The organism is Streptomyces sp. NPDC014764 (assembly GCF_043082785.1).
Classification (GTDB): Bacteria; Actinomycetota; Actinomycetes; order Streptomycetales; family Streptomycetaceae; genus Streptomyces; species Streptomyces althioticus.
The window spans coordinates 340,692-359,809 of the sequence record NZ_JBIBXY010000006.1; the positions used below are offsets into that span (position 1 = coordinate 340,692).

A 19,118-nucleotide genomic window follows, 5' to 3' on the forward strand; every position below is an offset into this window, starting at 1 on the left:
CGCCTTGGTCGCGCCCTCATGGGCGTACGTGGCGGTCCCCTGCCACGCCGGGGTGGTGCCCGGCCGCGTCCGCCGGAGGGGTCAGCAGCCAGGTGGTGCGGGCGCTGTCACCCGGCTTCACGATCCCGAGGAGGTTGCCGTCCTTCTCGGCGACCTCCGCCTTCCAGCCTTCGGGCAGTCCGTGCAGGCGTACGCCGACGTTGGCGGCGTCGCACGGCGGCAACAACCAGAAGTGGACGGTCACCCGCACCGCGGACGATTCCTACACCCTGCGGAACGTGCACTCGGGCCTGTGCGCGGACGTCCGTGACAACTCCAAGGAGGCCGGGGCGGCCGTCATCCAGTGGCCGTGCAGCGGGGCGGCGAACCAGCGGTGGGCCGCCACCTGGAAGAACGGCGGTTACACCTTGACCTCCAAGTCCAGCGGCCTGCTGCTGACCTTGGCCTCCGGTGCCGACGGAGCGCTGATCTCCCAGCGGCCGGCCGCGTCCGGCGCGATCCAGACGTGGAGCTTCGTCCCGCAGTCCTGATCCGACGGGGGGCGAGGTGACGCGGCGGGGCGGTGGGATCCCACCGCCCCGCCGCGTCACACGACACCGGACATCTCACGATTCGACCGAGGCGGCCCGCGTGGGCCGCCGGACCTCACGAGGAACGAACCATGCGAAGACGAGCCGTGCTGGCCGCCGCCGGCTCCCTGGCCGCCGCGATGACCGTCTCCACGGGCCGGGCGCTGGCCGCGCAGACCGCCGGCCCCGTACTGGACCACCGGATCGAGAGGACGTACGACGGCACGACGCACACCGACCTCTCCGCACAGGTGTCAGCCGTCAGAGGGCTGAGCACCGGCACGGTCCTCGCCACCTGCAGAACCACCAGCCGCAACCTGGCGATGACCCTCCTCAGCGTCTCGAACCCGCTGGAGCCGTCCAGCGAGGTCTTCCTCGGACTGGTCGGCGGCGCCCTGCAGTTCGTCGTCCGGGACCGGGGCGCCGTCATGGTGAACCGCCTCACCTGCACGATGTACGACGACGGCGCCTGGCACACCTTCGCCGTGACGGTCTCCGGCCAGGGCACGACTTTTTACGCCGACGGCCGCCCCGTACTGACCCTGGCGAACACCCGGTTACCAACGCCGTCCGGAGGAAGATCAGCCCCGGTCCCGCCCGTCCTCGTGCGTGATCCCGGGCAGGACCGCCTCCGCGATGTCGACGAGGGCGCTGTCCTCCGGGAGGAGCCCCGACTCGCTCCACACGGTGAGGTCGTAGGAGCCGCCCCGGTCCTTCCCGTCGAGCGCCACGGTCAGCGTCCGGGCGAGCGGTCCCTGCTCCACCGGGCCGCTCGCCCCCTCGCCGCTGCCCAGGTCGAACTGGATCTTCATCATGTGGTCCGAGGTGAGCAACGCGGGCCGTCCCAGCACGGTGAGGTTCCGGGCGTCCCTGCCGTCCCCGTACCTCGTCAGCTTCGCGTACTGGGCGACCGTCAGCTCGTTGTACGTGGCCGAGAGCTCCAAGGTGTACGTCTCGAACTCGACCCTCGCCTCGGGCTGGGCGACCTTCCGGTCGGTCAGCGGGGCGGTGTTGTCGGTGCCGGAGGCGTACACCGACCTCTCGGTGGGGGTGCCCAGGAGCTCGGGCAGTTCCGGCCGGTTGAGCGCGCGGCACAGGTCCGCGCCGGTGACGGCCTCGGGTGTACTCCGGTAGGCGCCGGGCAGCTTCTCGTCCTCGTCGAGCCGGCACGCGGCGGGACGGGAGGCCCCGGTGGCGGCCGTGCCGTCCTCCGGGAGCTTGCCCTCGATCCACAGGGCGCCCCCGATCACCGCGAAGAGGCCGATGGCGAAGAAGGCCTGGGCGAAGGCGTTGGGCTTCTTCTCGGCGGGGCGCCGCACCGCGGGCGTCACCGGCGCCGGGGCGACGGGCGCCGAGGGAGCGGGCTCCGTCACCTCGTCCGCCTCGGGCGCCGGACGGCGGCGGGCACGCAGGGCGTGGACGACCACGCGCACGCGCAGCGCCGCCCCCAGTAGGAACACCGCGCCGATGACGGCCGGCACCCATCCCTCCCCGTCGACGAGGGCCATGTAGAGGATGCGTACGCCGAACACCGTCCCGACGAGGACGATCAGCGGTTCGCGGACCCAGAAGGGGAGGAGACGGACGAGGAAACCGAGCATCCGGTGATCCCATCAGGCACAAGATCACTGCGGCTGTGACGGAAGCCATAATTCCGGGGCGCTATCCGATTGTGATGAATCGGTGAAGGCGTCCGGAGTCGCCGACGGCGCGATCCTGTCGCTCGTCAGCCTGTGATCCCGTCCCCTTGCTGTCAGTCGTATGAAGGCGGAACTCCCTTGCGGCGCACGGGCGTTGAAGCGCCCGAGACTGCGGCGAGGGAGGTCACAGTGACGCTTGAGCACGCACGCGATCCCTGGCGCCTGTTGCTGGTCGAGGACGAGCGGGAGATGGTCGAGCTGCTGACCGAGGTGCTTCGGGACGAGGGGTACGCGGTGGACGTCGCGACCGACGGACAGCGGGCCTGCACCTCGGCCTCACCCGCGCGTACGACGTCCTCGTCATCGACCGGCGGCTGCCCGTGCTGGACGGGCTGGGCCTGCTCCGGCGGCTGCGGTCCCGTCCGGTGCGCTCCCCGGTGCTGATGCTCACCGGGATGTGCAGTGTGCCCGACCGGGTGGACGGACTGGACGCCGGTGCCGACGACTATCTGGCCAAACCCTTCGACCTGGACGAACTCGGCGCGCGACTAAGGGCGTTGTGCCGCCGTTCGCGGGACGCCACCGACGGTACGCCTCCTCCAGGTGCGGGTAGCCGGAGAGGACGAACTCGTCGATGCCGCGGGCGTGGTACTTCAGCCCGTGGCCGCCAGCAGGGTGCGGCCGCCGAGCGCGCGGGAGAACTGGTCGGTGACCTGGGCCAGTGCCTCGGCCGCGGCGGGGGCGACGGTCAGGGCGCCGTCGTCGCCGACGGTGATCTCCTTGTCGAGGGTGAACCAGCCGGGCGTGATGTGGGCGGGGCCCATGGAGTTGAGCACGGGCCGCAGCGCGTAGTCGATGGCGAGGACGTGGGCGGTGGTGCCGCCGGTGGCGAGCGGCAGGACGGTCTTGCCGGTGAGCGCGTACTGCGGCAGCAGGTCCAGCAGCGCCTTCAACAGCCCGGAGTAGGCGGCCTTGTAGACGGGTGTTCCGATGACGACGCCGTCGGCCTGCTGGAAGAGGGCCGTCGTCTCGACGATCGCCGGATGGCGGAAGTCGGCGTGCAGGAGCGCCTCGGGCGGGAGGGTGCGCACGTCGAGCGGTACGACGTCGTGCCCTTGGGCGACGAGCCGCTGGTCGAGGTGGCGCAGCAGGCGGGCGGTGCGGGAGGTGGCGGAAGGGCTTCCGGAGACGGACAGGACGGTGGCCATGCGAGGACCTTCCGGAGATCGGTGCGGGTTCGGGCGCGACGGGTCGCCCCACCGGTCCTTCGTCAACAGCGGGACGGGCGGGGCCGTTGCCCGACCGGCGGGCAGAGGGATGCGTGAGTGGACGTCAGGCGACGGCGCGGCGGCGACGGCAGACGTCGGCGGGGCGGCCGGAGGCCGTGATCAGGGAGTGGGAGCGGGGCGAGAAGTGTCCTCGGTCGCGCTCAGGCCCGGGTGCGACAGCAGGAACTGGAGACACGCGCAAGGTCGACATGGCGTCGCCGCGTGAGGTCCTGTCGCTTCATACCGTCGATCAAAACAGCAGTCGACGACACGGGTCAAGGACGCCTGTACGTCATCCCGGCGGGTGAGACGGCGTCCGTCGATCTGGCGCGGCGCCGCCGGCGTGTGGTTACCTGAGCGCATGACCGTGCTCGTGACCCGCCGCCACGTCGATTACGTGCGTGTCACCACCACGGGCTGTTCCGCCGCGAGCTGACGCCGCGCGCCCGGCCGTAGTCCGGCCTCTCTTCTCCCCTTCGCGCTTCGACGCACCGCGCTGACCGTCGCCCCTGTGTGTCCGGGGCCGTGACGCGTGGCGCCATGGCGTCCTCAGGCATGCCCTCGTCCCACCTCTTCCGCCAGGGAGCACTCTCATGAGCAGTCAGCCCATCGACTCCGTCACCGCAGGCCACACCCCCGACGGGGAATCCGCGGCGGACACCACGCCCGCCTGGTCCTTCGAGACCAAGCAGGTCCACGCGGGCGCCGAGCCCGACCCGACGACCGGAGCGCGGGCGACGCCGATCTACCAGACGACGTCGTTCGTGTTCCGCGACACGCAGCACGCCGCCGACCTGTTCGCCCTGGCCGAGCCCGGCAACATCTACACCCGCATCCACAACCCGACCCAGGACGTCTTCGAGCAGCGGATCGCCGCGCTCGAGGGCGGTGTCGCGGCCGTGGCGCTGTCCTCGGGTCAGGCCGCGGAGACGCTGGCGCTCCTGACCGTGGCGAGCGCCAGCGACCACATCGTGTCCAGCACCTCCCTGTACGGCGGCACGTACAACCTGTTCCGGCACACGCTGCCGAAGTTCGGCGTCGAGGTGTCCTTCGTGGACGATCCGGACGACCCGGAGGCGTGGCGGGCTGCGATCCGCCCCGGCACCAAGGCGCTGTTCGCGGAGTCGCTGGGCAACCCGCGCGGCAACGTCCTCGACGTGCGGGCGGTCGCGGACGTCGCGCACGCGGCGGGTGTGCCGTTGATCGTGGACAACACGGTGCCGACGCCGTACCTGCTGCGTCCGCTGGAGCACGGCGCGGACGTCGTGGTGCACTCGGCGACCAAGTTCCTGGGCGGTCACGGCACGGCCGTCGCGGGTGTGGTCGTCGACGGGGGCACCTTCGACTTCGGGGCGCACCCCGGCCGGTTCCCCGACTTCAGCGAGCCCGACCCGAGCTACCACGGGCTGCGCTACTGGCCGGCGCTCGGACCGGGCGCGTTCGCGGTGAAGCTGCGGGTGCAGCTGCTGCGCGACCTGGGTCCCGCGCTGTCCCCGCACTCGGCGTTCCTGCTGCTGCAGGGTGTGGAGACGCTCAGCCTGCGCATCGAACGGCACTCCTCGAACGCGCGGGCGCTCGCCGAGTGGCTGGAGCAGCGCGACGAGGTCGCCGCCGTGCACTACGCGGGCCTGCCGTCCAGCCCTTGGTACGAGGCGGGGCGGAAGTACCTGCCGCGTGGCGCGGGCGCGATCGTGTCGTTCGAGCTGCGGGACGGAGTGGAGGCCGGCAAGCGGTTCGTGGACGCCGTACGGCTGTTCAGCCACCTCGCCAACATCGGTGACGTGCGCAGCCTCATCATCCACCCGGCGTCCACCACCCACAGCCAGCTCGACGAGCAGCAGCTCGCGGCCACCGGCACCTCGCCCGGGCTGGTGCGGCTGTCCGTCGGCATCGAGGCCCTCGAGGACCTCAAGGCCGACCTGGAGGCCGGGTTCCGCGCGGCGAAGGGCGCGTCCTGAACACCGTCCTGACGCCGTCCCCGGTCCCCCTCCCGCCGGCCTCCGGGGCCTGGCGGGAGGGGGACCCGCCCGGGCGGCGGCAGTGGTACGCGCACCCGCAGCCGCTTCCGCTGGAGACGGGTGGTGAACTGCCGGACGTGCGGCTCGCGTTCGAGACGTGGGGCCGGCTCGCCTCGGACCGGTCCAACGCGGTGCTGGTGTTGCACGCCCTCACCGGCGACAGCCATGTGGCAGGTCCCGCCGAGCCGGGGCACCCGACGCCCGGGTGGTGGGACGGGCTCGTCGGACCCGGGCGGGCGCTCGACACGGACCGCTGGTTCGTCGTCGCGCCGAACGTGCTCGGCGGCTGCCAGGGCAGCACCGGCCCGTCCTCCCGCGGCCCGTCCGGACGGCGCTGGGGCGGCGACTTCCCGTTCCTGACCCAGCGCGACCAGGTCGCCGTCGAGGCCGCCCTCGCCGACGCGCTGGGCGTCCACCGCTGGGCGCTGGTCGTGGGCGGCTCGATGGGCGGCATGCGGGCCGTGGAGTGGGCCGTGTCCCACCCTGAGCGGACCGGCGCGCTCCTGCTGCTCGCGACCACGGCGGCGGCGAGCGCGGAGCAGATCGCGTGGGCCTCGACGCAGGTGCACGCCATCCGCTCCGACCCGCACTGGCACGGCGGCCACTACCACGAAACCGGGCGCGGCCCGCACGCCGGACTCGGCCTGGCCCGGCGCATCGCCCACATCACCTACCGCAGCGAGCCGGAATTGCAGAGCCGCTTCGGAGGCCGCCCGCAGGAGACCGAGGACCCTTGGCGCGGCGGCCGCTACCAGGTCGCCTCGTACCTCGACCATCACGCGGACAAGCTGGTGCGACGCTTCGACGCGGGCAGCTACGTCGTGCTGTCGGAGGCGATGAACAGCCACGACGTCGGCCGTGGACGGGGCGGGGTGCGGGCCGCCCTCGGCCGGGTGACCGCACCCACGCTGGTGGCCGGCGTGGACTCCGACCGGCTCTACCCGCCGGCCCAGCAGGCGGAGCTTGCGGCCGGCATCCCCACGGCCGACGCGCCGCGCGTCGTCGAGTCGCCGTACGGCCACGACGGCTTCCTGATCGAGGTGGAGCAGGTCGCCGCGCTGGTACGCGAACTGCTGCCGCCGCTCCCCCGCTCCCCGCGCCGGCGCCGGCGCCGGGACGCCACCGCCCACACCCCTGACGAGTGAGGACCACCCCGATGTCACCCCACACCGCGACCACCGGCGCGGCCGTCCATCCCCTGCTCGCCGACCGCTGGAGTCCCCGGTCGTTCGACGCCGCGCACACCCTGGGCGACGAGGAGCTGGTCTCCTTGCTCGAGGCGGCCCGCTGGGCGCCCTCCGCCTACAACGCCCAGCCGTGGCGGTTCCTGGTCGGCCGGCGCGGCGACACCACGTACCTGCGCATCCTCGACGCGCTCATCCCCTTCAACCAGCAGTGGGCGCGCAGCAGTTCACTGCTGGTGGCGGCGGTGGCGGAGGAACGCGTCGAGGACGGCGTGCCTCAGCACGGCCCCGCGTACGACACGGGACTCTCGGTGGCCCAACTGGTGTTGCAGGCGCACGCCTTGGGGCTGCACGCGCATCAGATGTCCGGTTTCGACGCCGACGCGTTGCACGCGTCACTGGGCGTGCCGGAGGGGTTCCGGCCGCTGTCCGTCGTCGCCGTGGGTGCGCTCGCCCCGGCCGACCTGCTGCCGCCGAAGCTGCATGAGCGGGAGACCGCCGTCCGTGAGCGGCGCCCCGGCGCGGAGACGTTCTTCACGCACACCTGGGGCACCCCGCTGCCCGTCCGCCCCTGACCCTTCCCACACACCGCAGGAGTGAGCATGACCGTTCAGGACTCACCCGTCGGCACCTTCGTCACCGAGTGGGAGGAGTGGCGCCGGCACAAGGACGCCACGCTCGCCCGTGAACACGGCTTCCTCGCCGTCACCGGCCTGCACTGGCCGGGCTCCGAGCCTCAGCGGTTCTCCGGCGCGCCCGGCCTCTGGTCGGCCGGCGACGACGGGGTCACCGTCGAGCTGGACGACGGGGAGGAGCTGGAGCTGACCGCGTTCGAAGGCGGCGCACCGGGCGGCCTGATGGTGCTGTTCACCGACGCGACGTCCGGGGTGACCACGTACGCCGCCAACCGGGCGCTGAAGATCGACGCGCCGGGGCCGGACGGCCGTGTGGTGCTGGACTTCAACCGGGCCACCAACCTGCCGTGCGCCTACACCGACTTCGCGACCTGCCCCCTCCCGCCGGCCGAGAACCGGCTCCCGGTCGCGATCGAGGCCGGCGAGACGATCCCGTACGAGCGGAAGTCCGCCGCGGCCTGAGCGCAGGCCCTACACCGCGTTCACCCACCGCTCGGACCTGCTCGCCGTCAGCCCCGGGGACGGGCGGCTCGTCGACCCGTCGCTGGGCGGGCCGCACCCGCGGAGGGTCGCGCTGTGCGCGCCCACCAACAGCCGTTCCGTCGCCGCGTTCGCCCGGCCCCGCACCGACTCGCCGGGGTTCCGGCAGAACGACGCGGTGGCACGGGCGTTGCTCCGCGCACTTGCGGCGGTGTCGCCTGCGGCCGACGAGGCGTCGGTCGCCGTGTGACGAGCTTCTGGAGCCGCGGGCCCGTGTGTTCGCCCTCGTTCGTCCCCGAGCCGGCATGACCGGCGCTGATCGGGGCAAACGGTTCGCCTGGACCTGGGGAGGACACCATGACGATGACGGAGCAGCCGGCCGAGCCGGCGGAGAAGGAGAGCGCCTGCTGCGCGCGCCACGACGACCACGCCGGGCGGCCCGAGGCGGAGCCGCCCGAGCCGGCGCGCGAGCGGGTCAACCGCCGCTGGAACGAGGTGCTTCAGGAGACACGTGTCACGCAGACCGGTGTCCAGATCCTTTTCGGCTTCCTGCTGAGCGTGGCGTTCACCCCGCTGTTCCGTGAGCTGGAGACGCCGGACAAGGTCATCTACGTGATGACCGTGGTGTTCGGCGCCTCCGCCACCGGGTCGCTGATCGCCCCCGTGTCCATCCACCGTTTCCTGTCCGGGCAGCGGATGAAGGACGAGGTGGTGGAGGCGGCCGGACGACTGATGGTGTGCGGGATGGTGCTGCTCGCTCTCACCATCGGCTGCACGCTGCTGCTGATCCTGCGGTTCGTGGTGCCGGGCGTGCTCGCCGAGGTGCTGGTGGGCGGGGTCATGCTGTGGTTCGGGCTGTGCTGGTACGTGCTGCCGCTGCGGCTGCGCCGCCGCGCCGCCCGCCGGGCGCGGCGCGACCGGGTCTGACGGCCGCCGTCGTCGAGCGCGGTCGTCCCTACCGGCGCAGCACGGTCTCCCGCTCCATGTGCGACAGCTTCTCGGGGTTGCGCACGGCGTACAGGCCGGTGACCAGACCGTCGTCGACGCGGACCGCGAGCACGCTGTCGAGTTCGCCGTCGAGGTGCAGGACCAGCGCGGGACCGCCGTTGACGAGGGCCGGCCGCAACGCCACCTCGGCGGGGACCTTCCGCAGTCCGCCCTGCAGCAGCCGGGCGACCTTGTCCGCGCCGACGACGGGCCGCAGGATCGCCTGTTTGATCCCGCCGCCGTCGCCGAGCAGGACGACGTCCGGCGCGAGGACGTCGAGCAGCCCTTGCAGATCACCTGTCTCCACGGCCCGCAGGAACGCCTCCAGCGCGTCACGGGTGCGTTTCGGCGAGCCGTCACCGCGGGGACGCCTGGCCGCCACATGGGCGCGGGCCCGGTGCGCGATCTGCCGCACCGCCGACGGTGACTTGCCGACGGCCTCCGCGATCTCGTCGTAGCCGACGTCGAACACCTCGCGCAGCACGAACACCGCGCGCTCGGTCGGCGCGAGGGTCTCCATCACCAGCATCATCGCCATGGAGACGCTGTCGGCCAGTTCGACGTCCTCGGCGACGTCGGGCGAGGTGAGCAGCGGCTCGGGCAGCCAGGAGCCGACGTAGGACTCCTTGCGGCGCCCCAGCGTGCGCAGCCGGGTCAGGGCCTGACGGGTGGTGATGCGCACCAGGTACGCGCGCCGGTCCCGCACCCCGGCGAGATCGACGCCGGCCCAGCGCAGCCACGTCTCCTGGAGGACGTCCTCGGCGTCGGCGGCCGAGCCGAGCATCTCGTAGGCCACGGTGAACAGCAGGTTCCGGTGGGTGAGGAAGTCCTCGGTGGCGGGCCCCGCTCCCCCACCGCGCCCGCCGTGGCCCCCGCCCCCGTCGTTGCCGCTGGTCACGTCCGCTCCCTGGTCCCGGCTCCCGATCACAGTCATACGCACAGGACGCCGGCCAGGCCGGTTCTGTGACAGCGACGGCGTGTGGTCCACCTCACTCCCGCTGTCCGTCACACGGTACGGCCGCCCGGCATCTGGTGGGTGTCCCGAACACACCACCACGAGTGAGGACCACACGATGGAAGCCCGTTTCAACCTGTTCGAGAACGACATCGCCTCCCGTTTCGCCAAGCGGTTCGCCGGCGCGGCGCTGGTGCTGCACGACTCGACGCTGCCGAAGTCCGTGCAGGAGCTGGTGTCGCTGCGCGCCAGCCAGATCAACGGCTGCGGCCACTGCGTCGACATGCACGTCAAGGAGGCCGCCGCGGCCGGGGAGAGCGAGGTGCGGCTGCACCTGGTCGCCGTCTGGCGCGAGACCACGGTGTTCACCGAGGCCGAGCGGGCCGCGCTCGCGCTCGCCGAGGAGGGCACCCGCCTCGCCGACGCCCACGAGGGCGTGTCCGACGAGACCTGGGCGCTGGTGCGCAAGCACTACGACGACGACCAGACGGCCGCCCTGGTCTGCCTGGTCGGGATGATCAACGCTGCCAACCGGCTGGCGGTCGTCACCCACCAGAAGGGCGGCGCGTACGAGGCCGGGATGTTCGAGGCGGTGCTCGCGCAGGGGTGAGATGAGGAGGTGCCGGCTGCGGGGGCGGGCTCACGGGCCCGTCTCCCCGTCCTCCCGGTCGGGATCGTCGTCGGCGCCGGGCGAGGCGACGACGGTGACGAGGACGACGGCCTCCGCCGAGTCCGCCGATCTTCGACCGGTACCGTTCGCCCCGGAGAGCCGACAGGCAACCGCCTTGGTGAAGGGGCCGCAGCCGAGATGACCGCCGAACGTGAGATCACCTCCCCCGTCGACCTGTGCCTCCCGGACGGGCGGCTCGACCCGGCGGCGGTCGGCTGGACCAGGCGTCCGCTGCACCGGGCGAACCTGCGTGGCTGGGGGCGCGTCAAGCGCTGGGAGTACTGGGGCATCGTCACTCCGACCCACATCGTGGGCCTGGTCGCTTCGTCCCTCGACTACGCGGGCACGCACGGCGTGTACGTGCTGGACCGGGCCACAGGCCGTGAGCTGGCGAAGGACGCGGTGACACCCCTGGCGCGGGGTGTGCGCATGCCGGACCGGAGCGGGCAGGGGACGGCGTCCGCGCGCGGCGGCGGGGTGACCGTGGAGTTCGTCCAGCGGCCGGACGGCACCACGATCACCGCGACCGCTCCGGGGTTCCGGCTCGAGGCCGAGGCTCCGCTGGCGCCGGGGCACGAGTCGCTGGGCGTGGTCGTGCCGTGGAGCGGGCGCCGGTTCCAGTACACGGTGAAGGACCTCGGCCGTCCGGTGCACGGGCGCCTCCGGCTCGGCTCGCGGGAAGTCGTCCTCGACGCGTCCGACTCCTTCGCCGTGCTGGACCACGGGCGCGGCACATGGCCGTACTCCGTCTCCTGGAACTGGGCGGCGGGCTGCGCGCCGGGGCGTGCGATCCAGCTCGGCGGACGGTGGACCGACGGCACGGGCTCGACGGAGAACGCCCTGTTCGTGGACAGCCGGCTGCACAAGATCGGTGACGACCTCGTCTGGGAGTACGACCGTACGGACTGGCTGCGGCCGTGGCGGATCACCGGGCCCCGGGTGGAGGCGGAGTTCCATCCCTTCCACGTACGCGCGGCCAGGACGAGCCTGTTGGTGGTGTCCAACGACACGCACCAGTGCTTCGGCGGCTTCACCGGGCGCGCCCGCGCCGACGACGGCTCCTGGGTGGATCTCGACGGGCTCACCGGCTGGGCGGAGGAGGCCCGCAACCGGTGGTGAGAGCCGTCCGGCCCGTGACGCGTGGGCGTCACGGGCCGGACGGGACGGACCGGCTCAGCCGCTCTTGCGGCGGAAGGACCGCTGGTGCGTCGCCGGTCCGTGCGTGGCACGCACCTTGGACGCATTCGGGTTTCCGGCGGCCTCGGCCGCCTCCGCCTGCGCGCCGCGCTTTCGTTCCAGCGCCTCGCGGAACTTGCGCTTGAGGTCGTAGGTGCCGTCGGCCTCCGGCGTGACCGGGGGCGTCGCGGCGTCGGCCGGTTCCGAACCTTCCGTGGCGGGGAGTTCTGCGGTCATGGTGACCTCCTGGGTTCGGGGACGGACGGGCGGACTCAGCTTGTCACGGCAGGGGCCGTACGGGCAGCGAATTTCGCCGCGCGGTGCCGCTCAGCCGCCTCGGCGCACCTGTGCGGCCCGGCGCGCCTCGGCGAGCTTGCGTGCCTCGCCGGCCTTGCGGGACCTGCCGCCGGAGCCGCCGCCGCGCGGGGCGCCCTTGCTGGTGCCGAGCCCGCGGAAGGGCTCGTTGACGTTCTTTGGGCGCGGCGCGGCGGGCCCGCCGTCGAGGGGGACGCCGGAAGGGGCCTTCGCCCCGGTGATGCGGGTCAGTTCCGCCTCGCCGGAGCGCACGGGGGTGACGGTGGCCTTGATGCCGGCCTCGGCCAGCATGCGGAGCGTCTCGCGGCGCCCGCCCGACACCACCAGCGTGACCACACGGCCGGACGCGCCGGCGCGGGCGGTCCGTCCGGCCCGGTGCACGTAGTCCTTGGCGTCGGCGGGCGGATCGACGTTGACGACGAGGTCGAGGTCGTCGACGTGCAGGCCTCGGGCGGCGACGTCGGTCGCGACGAGGACGGTGATGCCGCCCTCCTTGAACTGGGCCAGCGTCCTGGTGCGTTGCGGCTGGGTCTTGCCGCTGTGCAGGGCTCCGGCGCGCACCCCGCTCGCCCGTAGGTGACGGGTGAGCCGGTCGACGGCGTGCTTCGTCTCGAGGAACAGCAGGACGCGGCCGTCGCGGGCGGCGATCTCCGTGGTGACGGCGTAGCGGTCGGGGCCGTGGACGACCAGGAGGTGGTGCTCCATGCCGGTGACCGCGGCGCCGGCCGGGTCGACGGAGTGGACCACGGGGTCGTGGAGGTGGTCGCGGACCAGTTGGCCGACGTCACCGTCCAGGGTGGCCGAGAACAGCATGCGCTGGCCCTCGGGACGCACCTGGGCGAGCAGTCCGGACACCTGCGGCAGGAAGCCGAGGTCGCACATCTGGTCGGCCTCGTCCAGGACGGTGATCCTCACCCGTCCCAGCGTGCAGGCGTTGCGCTCGACCAGGTCGTGCAGACGTCCGGGGGTCGCGACGACCACGTCGGCGCCCTGGCGCAGCGCGGCGATCTGGCGGCTGATCGACAGGCCGCCGACAACGGTCGCCGTCCTCAGCCGCAGCGCCTCGGCGTACGGCTCCAGGGCCTGGGTGACCTGCTGGGCCAGCTCGCGGGTGGGCACCAGGACCAGGGCGAGGGGCTGCCTCGGGTCGGCGCGGCGCCCCGCCGTGCGGGTCAGCAGGGGGAGGCCGAAGGCGAGCGTCTTGCCGGAGCCGGTGCGTCCGCGCCCCAGGACGTCGCGTCCGCGCAGGGCGTCGGGCAGCGTGGCGGCCTGGATGGGGAAGGGCTCACGCACTCCGAGCCGGTCCAGGGTACGCAGCACGGCCTCCGGGAGCCCCAGGGCTGTGAAGGAGCCGTCCGGCGCTTGGGCGGGCGTCGTGTCGTCGGGGTGGGTCACAGGGAGCCTTCCGCAGAGGACGTGCCGAGGAAGGCCCGGCAAAAGGGTCACCGTACCATCCACCGGACGCGCCCTGAGCGGCACAGCCGGACCGGACGCGGGATCGGTTCGTGCCGTCCCGAGAGACGGCCGGCGCAGGCGACGCGCTGAAGGCCGGCTCGGCACCGGCAGTACCGGGACGGTCGGGGGCGGGCGTCCCGCCGGAGAGCGGCTCGGCACCGTCTGTACCGGGAGGGTCAGGCACGGGCGTATCGCCGGAGGCCGGCTCGGTACCGGCCGTAGCGGGATACCGGGACGGTCAGACGCGAGCGTCACGCCGGAGGCCGGCTCGCTACCGGCCGTACCAGGACGCCAGGCACGGGCGTCACGCCGGAGGCCGGCTCGGCACCGGCCGTAGCGGGATACCGGGACGGTCAGACGCGAGCGTCACGCCGGAGGCCGGCTCGCTACCGGCCGTAGCGGGATACCGGGACGGTCACTCGCGGGCGGCGCGACGTGCCGCGTACGCGACCGGCAGGTAGCGAAGCCGTTCCGGCAGGCGGGGTACGACTGTGCGGACGAAACGGCCGAGCAGCCGCAGCCGCCGTTCGTCGCCCGGCGACCAGTCGATGTCGAGCCGTTCACGGGCGACGGGCGGCAACAGCCCCTTGGTGACGAAGACTTGGATCCGCAGCAGGGCGGGCCGCAGCACGGGCCAGAGCAGTCGCAGCACCGCGCCCGACCCGTCCGGCGGCGGCACGGACCGGCGTGAATCGAGCAACTCCTCGACCACGACGGTCCGTTCGAGCTCGTCGTGGACGACCGTGTCGAAGTAGGTCCGGAACTCCTCGACGGAGCCCGGCATGTCGCGCTTCCGGATGCCGAGGATGCGCCCGAGCCTGCGCGCCTCCGCGTGCAGGCGCCGCTCCCCCGCCTCGTCGAACGGACGGAACAGGTACTCGGCGGCCCGCAGGAAGACGGGGAAACCGGTGGCGTGCACCCAGGCGTAGTGGGCGGGGGTCAGCGCGTGGTACGGGCGGCCGCGCGTGTCGGTGCCCTTGATGTCCCGGTGGAGCATGCGCAGCCTGCGCCCCTCCTCCACGGCGCGGTCACCGCCGTAGACCCACAGCTGCAACGAGTCCAGCGAGCGGCGGGCGCGGCCCCAGGGGTCGGTGCGGAACACGGAGTGCTCGTCGACCCCGGCGCCGACGGCCGGGTGCGCGACCTGGAGGACGAGGGCGGCGGGGAGGTACAGCAGGACACGGATGTCGCCGGTCATGTCCCAGAGGAGGGTGTCGGGGGTGAACGGCACGGGGGCGGTGCGCTCGGCGGGGAGCGTGCGGTCGCCGTCCGGCACCGGTGCCGGAATCGCCTCGCCGGCGGGGTGCGCCGCCCGTCCTGTGTTCATACCTCCAGCCTCCCACGCCCCTCCCGTGGTGGTACGGGCGCGTCCGGCCGGGCCGTCAGGGCAGCTCGGGACGCACCAGTGCCCTCGCGATCGGCTCGCCGGTTCGCCGGGCGTACGTCATCCGCTCACGCACCTCGCGCAGCGTGCGCGGCCGGTACCCGGGTCCGGCGCAGCAGCTCTTGTGGAAGCGGATGCCGGCGTGCAACAGCAGGGAGAGCACCCGCCAGCCCTCGGTGTCCCTGCGCGGCGGCGGGGCGAAGGCGGAGCCGACATGGATCAGCGTGCCGGCACAGCGCGGGCACACCCGCTGGCCGCTCTTCGCGCTGCTCGCAGGCGTCGGGTACGGCTGCTTGCAGGAGGCCCGGCAGGGCAGGCAGACGAAGGAGGTCTTGGCGGGAGGCATGAGGGTCACGGTAGGGGGAGAGCGCGCCTCCCCTCCACGCCTTTACGGCATCCACGCTGGTGGCCGGCGCCGTCCGTGTCCGGGTGGGGCACGGTCGCGGTTCCCGCCACCACGGTTGATCGGAAGCCGCTCGACCCTGTGCATCCCGACTCTTCCCCCCACACACAGCGGCTGAGCCTGCGGTGATCGGCGCGAACGACCGCCGATCGACGGAACCGCCTCGCGGCGCTCATTCTCGGGCTCCGAGAACCCGCCCGCGGTGCCGTGCAGCTCCGCGGTCGCCGGGTCGTCCCGGCCCCGCCCGACCACCGAGATCGTTTGCCAGACACTGCCTAGGGGGCGACCGGGCGCGGTGCGCTGCCGGGTGGGGAGGGGGCGGGAGAAGGCGATGTGGTGCTGCTCGGGCCGGCGGGAGGCGGGGTGTCGGCGGGTAGTGCCGGATCACCTTGCGAGAGGAGGCGCGGCAGTACGAGGAGCACGGTGGCGAGTACGGCGGCCAGTGCGACCAAGGTGGCCTTGCGCAGGCCGGGGCCGATGACCGACCGCGCGCGAGCCGGTGCAGGAGCCGCTGGGCGCAGAGCGGTGACCTGCTCGGCCCGGGCCTGCAGCGCGGCGCGCAGACGATCTTCGACTTCTGTCATGGCGTCTCCTCCAGTCTCTTGGCCAGGGCTGCGATTGCCCGGCTGGCGGTGGACTTCACGGTGCCGCGGGACAGGCCGAGCGTGGTGGCGATGTCTGCTTCGGTCATGTTGGACCAGTACCTGAGGACGAGGACCTCTCGCTGGCGCAGGGTGAGCTGCCGCAGTGCGCGCAGCACTTCCTGGTGTTCCTCCTTGAGGAGGACCTCGTCCTCGGGCGGGGGCGCGGGGAGGACGCGCGGAGGGATGAAGGCGCGCACGGTGCGGCGCCTGCGCAGGACGTCCCGGGAGGTGTTGACGACGCTGCGCCGTACGTAGGCCTCGGGGTCGGTGATGCCGTCACGTGCGTCCCCGTGGCGACGGTAGAGCCCTGCAAAGGCTTCCTGGACGACGTCCTCGGCGGTGGGGATGTCGTCGACGAGGAGGACTGCCAGGCGTACAAGGTCGAGTCTGCGGTGGCGGTAGAGCGCGTCGATCTCCTCCGACGCCGTATCGGAGGGTCTCCCCTGGACGCCGGGGCCTGTCCGACCCTGGGAGATGCGTGCGAGCAGCCACCTCCACCGGCCGTGCGGGATGGAGCCTTCACAGGCCAGGGCGGCTGCCATCGATGTCCTTCCCCGTGGACGGCGCGGCGGCGTCCTGACGATGAGTGCTGGATCCGGAGTGCTGAGGGAGCGCTGGACGGGCGCCGCAGCCGGTGCTCCGGCAGGGCATTTCTGGCATGAAGGTCAAACCTGTCGGGTGATTCGAATCGGGCAGGGCTCTGGTGGGGCGCCCTTTACTGAAAGGACGTACGGGGGCCGGTCAGGTTGCAGCCTGCGCACGGAACGGGCGGGCATCGGCACCCGGCCGGCCGGGCGCCTTCCGAGGATCGGTCGGGCCGCCACCCGCAACCTCGGCCGCCCCGGTACGTCTGTCAGGGCGTAGCAGGAAGATTCCGGCTTGGCTCCGGGGCAGAGACGTCCGGCTGTGGACAGTGCGCCGGGGCCACCAGGTGAGATCCGAGGAAGAGTGTGCTGAAAGTCAGAGGTGTCGCGGCGGCGCTGGCCTGTGCGGCCATCGTGTCGGGATGCGCCGGCCCGATCGGCGAGCCGTCTCGTGGCGCGGAGACGTCCACCGCACCCACCGCACCCACCGCACCCACCGGACAAGGACCGTCCGTGGCGGGAAGCGGCGCTCCAGCCGCGCCACGCGATCATGAGCCGGTGGCGTACAAGCCGAGCTGGCCCGACCGGACGGTGCGTACGACGCGGGGGCATCTCGTCAACTCGTGCGTGCCGAAGAGTCTGAGGAGCAAGGCCACCACCCTGACGACCAGTGATGGTGTGCACTTGTCTGCGCTGGTCCTGGGGGAAGGGCCTGACGGTGTGCTGCTGGACCATGAGCAGGGCTACAACATCTGCTCGTTCGTCGACATCGGACGCGAGCTGGCACAGCGTGGCTATCACGTGGTGATTCCCGAGTACCGCAATCACGGGGCGTCCGAGGAGTCGGCCGACAACGAGCACATCGACCGTGACGCCCGGGCCGGGCTCGCTGAACTGCGCCGTGTCGGTGCCACGCGGGTCTTCCTGGCGGGGGCGTCGTGCGGGGGGACGACGGCGGCGGTCGCGGGCGTGGACACGCCCCTTCGAGTGACGGGCCTGCTGATGATGTCCTCGCCCGCCCGGTGCGGCGGGCTGGATGCCGTCGCCGCGGTGAGGAAGCACAAGCTGCGTGTTCCGACGCTGCTCGTGGTGTCTCCCGGTGACATGGACGGCGCGGTGGAGAGGCAGGTCCGTGAGGTGTACGCCGCTTCTTCCGCCCGCGACAAGGAGCTCGTCATCGACAAGAGCGGCTTCCACGGAACGGACATGATCAAGCGGACCGGAGCCGCAGGGACAGCGCTGCAGAACCGGGTCATCACGTTCGTGACGGATTCCTACGCCGCTTCCCGCTGACAGGAGTAGTGCCACGTTCTCCGGGTCCGAGAGGCAGTCCGGGAGCGTGTTGCGTACAGATGGAGACACGGATGAACAAGCACAAGCGTTCCAGGACTTCGGTCCGCCTGCTGACCGGGCCGGTGGCGGCACTGACCCTCGCGGCAGCCGCCTTGACGTCCACGGCGACGGCGGGTGCGACGGGGACGGGCGGGGCGGACCGATCCTCTGTGGACGTGTCCGGGGGCACGAGGACGGTCCGCTACGACCTGGGTGATGAGGCCTGGCATCTGCCGCAGACGGGCGAGCCGGTCGAACTGAGCGGTGTGGTGCACTACCCCGCCGACCTGGGTGACGGGCGGCATCCGCTGATCGTCATGCTCCACGGCTGGCACGAGAGCTGCGCCGACCGTCAGGCCGAGGCCGTACGCACGGCGGCAGAGGACAGTGGCGACGATGCCGCGTACGCGGCTGCCGGCGCCAGACTGTTCGCCTGGCCCTGTGCGCCGGGAACGCCGGCCCTGCCCAGCGAGGCCGGGTACGACTACCTCGCCCGCACGCTGGCCGCGCAGGGGTTCGTCGTGGTCTCGGCCGGCGCGAACGGCATCAACGCCTCCTCCGTGTCGGGGGACGAGAACGCCGCAGCGCGGGCCGATCTCATCAACCGGCACCTGCGCATGTGGCAGGAGCTCAGCACCAGCGGCAGGGGGGAACTCGCCGGGAAGTTCACGGATCCGGTGACCGGGGCGGCACGAAGCGTCGGGTTCTTCCACCGCCTGGACCTGGGCAAGGTGGGAGTCATGGGGCACTCCCGCGCTGGAGCCGGGGTCACCTGGCAGGCTGCGGACCGCCATCGGGGACGGTGGCCCCGAGGCGTGAAGGTCAAAGCGGTGGCGGCGCTGGCACCCGCCTACAACGTGATGACGGAGAACATGTCCGACTACACGATCACCAAGACGCCTTTCGCTGTCGTCAGGGGAACGTGTGACGGGCAGGTGGGCGGTGAGGCGTTCGCGTTCGCGGCCGACGTGGCCCAGGGGAACCGCAGCGGCTTCCACCGGTTCGCGGTCCACGGGGCCAACCACAACTACTTCAACACGCAATGGTCACCCGCGAGTGGCCAGGTCGCGGCCTTCGACGACGCCACGCCGGTCGAAGGGCATCCCGGGCAGTGCACCGACCGCGAGGGTGCGACGCCGACCACACAACTGACCGAACCGCAGCAACGCCATGTCGCCGTCACCTACATCGGTGCCTTCTTCCACCGGTATCTCGGCACCGACACGACGCAGGACCCGGTGCTGACGGGCGCCCGGCACCCCGATGCAGCCATCACTGAAGTGGATGTGACAGCCGCCGGGCCCTGAGTCGGCAACAACCGCGGGGCCGGTACGGCCGGTGGCAGCAGCGCAAGCTCGCCAGCCGGGTGCTCCGGGCGCCCGGCGGGCGGCTCTCCGGCCGGCACGACGCCGCCGTCGC

General features: G+C 72.5%; 22 protein-coding genes and 1 pseudogene. 11 read left to right on the plus strand and 12 right to left on the minus strand.

Annotation, left to right across the window (positions count from 1 at the left end; all coding sequences use genetic code 11):
• Window positions 1–16 precede the first annotated feature (16 nt).
• Window positions 17–250 carry an NEW3 domain-containing protein gene (locus ACF1AG_RS18015; protein WP_359604637.1) on the minus strand — a complete coding sequence of 78 codons (234 nt, stop codon included), beginning with the start codon at window positions 248–250 and terminating at the stop codon, window positions 17–19.
• Here ACF1AG_RS18015 and ACF1AG_RS18020 point away from each other — a divergent pair.
• Window positions 201–530 (plus strand): RICIN domain-containing protein, encoded by a 330-nt coding sequence (locus tag ACF1AG_RS18020; protein WP_359604635.1) that lies wholly within the window; start codon window positions 201–203, stop codon window positions 528–530. The two genes, ACF1AG_RS18015 and ACF1AG_RS18020, sit on opposite strands and share 50 nt — an antisense overlap.
• A gap of 115 nt (window positions 531–645) precedes the next feature.
• Here ACF1AG_RS18020 and ACF1AG_RS18025 read toward each other — a convergent pair whose 3' ends face one another.
• On the minus strand, window positions 646–1,077 hold the full coding sequence (locus ACF1AG_RS18025) for a hypothetical protein (RefSeq protein ID WP_387795239.1): 432 nt from the start codon (window positions 1,075–1,077) through the stop codon (window positions 646–648).
• Between the two features lie 73 nt (window positions 1,078–1,150).
• Window positions 1,151–2,170, minus strand: a complete 1,020-nt coding sequence (locus tag ACF1AG_RS18030; RefSeq protein ID WP_387795240.1) for a DUF6215 domain-containing protein — start codon at window positions 2,168–2,170, stop codon at window positions 1,151–1,153.
• A 419-nt stretch (window positions 2,171–2,589) separates the two neighbouring features.
• Between ACF1AG_RS18030 and ACF1AG_RS18035 the strand changes: the two are divergent.
• Window positions 2,590–2,700, plus strand: a pseudogene (locus tag ACF1AG_RS18035) (DNA-binding response regulator); the annotation flags it as partial.
• 162 nt (window positions 2,701–2,862) lie between these two features.
• Here ACF1AG_RS18035 and ssuE read toward each other — a convergent pair.
• Window positions 2,863–3,417 (minus strand): NADPH-dependent FMN reductase, encoded by a 555-nt coding sequence (gene ssuE, locus ACF1AG_RS18040; protein ID WP_359607063.1) that lies wholly within the window; start codon window positions 3,415–3,417, stop codon window positions 2,863–2,865.
• Window positions 3,418–3,638: 221 nt separating this feature from the next.
• A complete protein-coding gene (locus tag ACF1AG_RS18045) occupies window positions 3,639–3,719 on the minus strand; it encodes a putative leader peptide (protein ID WP_350328476.1) in 81 nt (26 codons plus the stop codon).
• A 351-nt stretch (window positions 3,720–4,070) separates the two neighbouring features.
• Here ACF1AG_RS18045 and ACF1AG_RS18050 point away from each other — a divergent pair, with 351 nt between their 5' ends.
• The 5 genes from ACF1AG_RS18050 (at window position 4,071) to ACF1AG_RS18070 (ending at window position 8,721) form a co-directional block, all read left to right on the plus strand.
• Window positions 4,071–5,435: a bifunctional o-acetylhomoserine/o-acetylserine sulfhydrylase gene (locus tag ACF1AG_RS18050; RefSeq protein WP_391810031.1), complete on the plus strand. Its 1,365-nt coding sequence runs from the start codon at window positions 4,071–4,073 to the stop codon at window positions 5,433–5,435.
• Window positions 5,432–6,640 carry a homoserine O-acetyltransferase gene (locus ACF1AG_RS18055; protein WP_359607068.1) on the plus strand — a complete coding sequence of 403 codons (1,209 nt, stop codon included), beginning with the start codon at window positions 5,432–5,434 and terminating at the stop codon, window positions 6,638–6,640. Before ACF1AG_RS18050 ends, ACF1AG_RS18055 begins: the two co-directional genes overlap by 4 nt.
• Window positions 6,641–6,651: 11 nt before the next feature.
• Window positions 6,652–7,254 (plus strand): nitroreductase family protein, encoded by a 603-nt coding sequence (locus ACF1AG_RS18060; RefSeq protein ID WP_359607059.1) that lies wholly within the window; start codon window positions 6,652–6,654, stop codon window positions 7,252–7,254.
• A gap of 27 nt (window positions 7,255–7,281) precedes the next feature.
• Window positions 7,282–7,776 carry a DUF1684 domain-containing protein gene (locus ACF1AG_RS18065; protein ID WP_359607057.1) on the plus strand — a complete coding sequence of 165 codons (495 nt, stop codon included), beginning with the start codon at window positions 7,282–7,284 and terminating at the stop codon, window positions 7,774–7,776.
• A gap of 375 nt (window positions 7,777–8,151) precedes the next feature.
• A complete protein-coding gene (locus tag ACF1AG_RS18070) occupies window positions 8,152–8,721 on the plus strand; it encodes a DUF6328 family protein (RefSeq protein WP_359607055.1) in 570 nt (189 codons plus the stop codon).
• A gap of 28 nt (window positions 8,722–8,749) precedes the next feature.
• Here ACF1AG_RS18070 and ACF1AG_RS18075 read toward each other — a convergent pair whose 3' ends face one another.
• Window positions 8,750–9,715, minus strand: coding sequence for an RNA polymerase sigma-70 factor (locus tag ACF1AG_RS18075; RefSeq protein ID WP_387795242.1), 966 nt, complete (start codon window positions 9,713–9,715; stop codon window positions 8,750–8,752).
• A 139-nt stretch (window positions 9,716–9,854) separates the two neighbouring features.
• On the opposite strand from ACF1AG_RS18075, the gene ACF1AG_RS18080 reads away from it, so the two are divergent.
• Together ACF1AG_RS18080 and ACF1AG_RS18085 are read left to right on the plus strand one after the other, a co-directional pair.
• Window positions 9,855–10,346, plus strand: coding sequence for a carboxymuconolactone decarboxylase family protein (locus ACF1AG_RS18080; RefSeq protein ID WP_359607051.1), 492 nt, complete (start codon window positions 9,855–9,857; stop codon window positions 10,344–10,346).
• A 198-nt stretch (window positions 10,347–10,544) separates the two neighbouring features.
• Window positions 10,545–11,525, plus strand: coding sequence for a DUF2804 domain-containing protein (locus ACF1AG_RS18085; RefSeq protein ID WP_359607049.1), 981 nt, complete (start codon window positions 10,545–10,547; stop codon window positions 11,523–11,525).
• A 54-nt stretch (window positions 11,526–11,579) separates the two neighbouring features.
• Here the strand turns inward: ACF1AG_RS18085 and ACF1AG_RS18090 are convergent, their stop codons facing one another.
• The 6 genes from ACF1AG_RS18090 to ACF1AG_RS18115 all read right to left on the minus strand — a co-directional run bounded on the left by ACF1AG_RS18090 (window position 11,580) and on the right by ACF1AG_RS18115 (window position 16,325).
• Window positions 11,580–11,819 carry a DUF5302 domain-containing protein gene (locus ACF1AG_RS18090; protein ID WP_359606977.1) on the minus strand — a complete coding sequence of 80 codons (240 nt, stop codon included), beginning with the start codon at window positions 11,817–11,819 and terminating at the stop codon, window positions 11,580–11,582.
• A gap of 90 nt (window positions 11,820–11,909) precedes the next feature.
• Complete coding sequence (locus ACF1AG_RS18095; protein WP_359606975.1) at window positions 11,910–13,292, minus strand: DEAD/DEAH box helicase; 1,383 nt, start codon at window positions 13,290–13,292, stop codon at window positions 11,910–11,912.
• Window positions 13,293–13,767: 475 nt separating this feature from the next.
• Window positions 13,768–14,679 (minus strand): oxygenase MpaB family protein, encoded by a 912-nt coding sequence (locus ACF1AG_RS18100; protein WP_391810032.1) that lies wholly within the window; start codon window positions 14,677–14,679, stop codon window positions 13,768–13,770.
• Window positions 14,680–14,734: 55 nt separating this feature from the next.
• The gene (locus ACF1AG_RS18105; RefSeq protein ID WP_359606972.1) at window positions 14,735–15,082 is read right to left on the minus strand and encodes a deoxyxylulose-5-phosphate synthase; all 348 of its coding nucleotides are present in this window, start codon (window positions 15,080–15,082) and stop codon (window positions 14,735–14,737) included.
• Between the two features lie 332 nt (window positions 15,083–15,414).
• The gene (locus ACF1AG_RS18110) at window positions 15,415–15,723 is read right to left on the minus strand and encodes a hypothetical protein (RefSeq protein ID WP_359606970.1); all 309 of its coding nucleotides are present in this window, start codon (window positions 15,721–15,723) and stop codon (window positions 15,415–15,417) included.
• Window positions 15,720–16,325, minus strand: coding sequence for a SigE family RNA polymerase sigma factor (locus ACF1AG_RS18115; protein ID WP_359606968.1), 606 nt, complete (start codon window positions 16,323–16,325; stop codon window positions 15,720–15,722). Before ACF1AG_RS18115 ends, ACF1AG_RS18110 begins: the two co-directional genes overlap by 4 nt.
• A 555-nt stretch (window positions 16,326–16,880) precedes the next feature.
• Here ACF1AG_RS18115 and ACF1AG_RS18120 point away from each other — a divergent pair.
• Together ACF1AG_RS18120 and ACF1AG_RS18125 are read left to right on the plus strand one after the other, a co-directional pair.
• Window positions 16,881–17,660, plus strand: coding sequence for an alpha/beta hydrolase (locus ACF1AG_RS18120; RefSeq protein ID WP_391810033.1), 780 nt, complete (start codon window positions 16,881–16,883; stop codon window positions 17,658–17,660).
• Between the two features lie 71 nt (window positions 17,661–17,731).
• The gene (locus ACF1AG_RS18125) at window positions 17,732–19,006 is read left to right on the plus strand and encodes an alpha/beta hydrolase (RefSeq protein WP_387795252.1); all 1,275 of its coding nucleotides are present in this window, start codon (window positions 17,732–17,734) and stop codon (window positions 19,004–19,006) included.
• The last annotated feature ends 112 nt before the right edge of the window (window positions 19,007–19,118 follow it).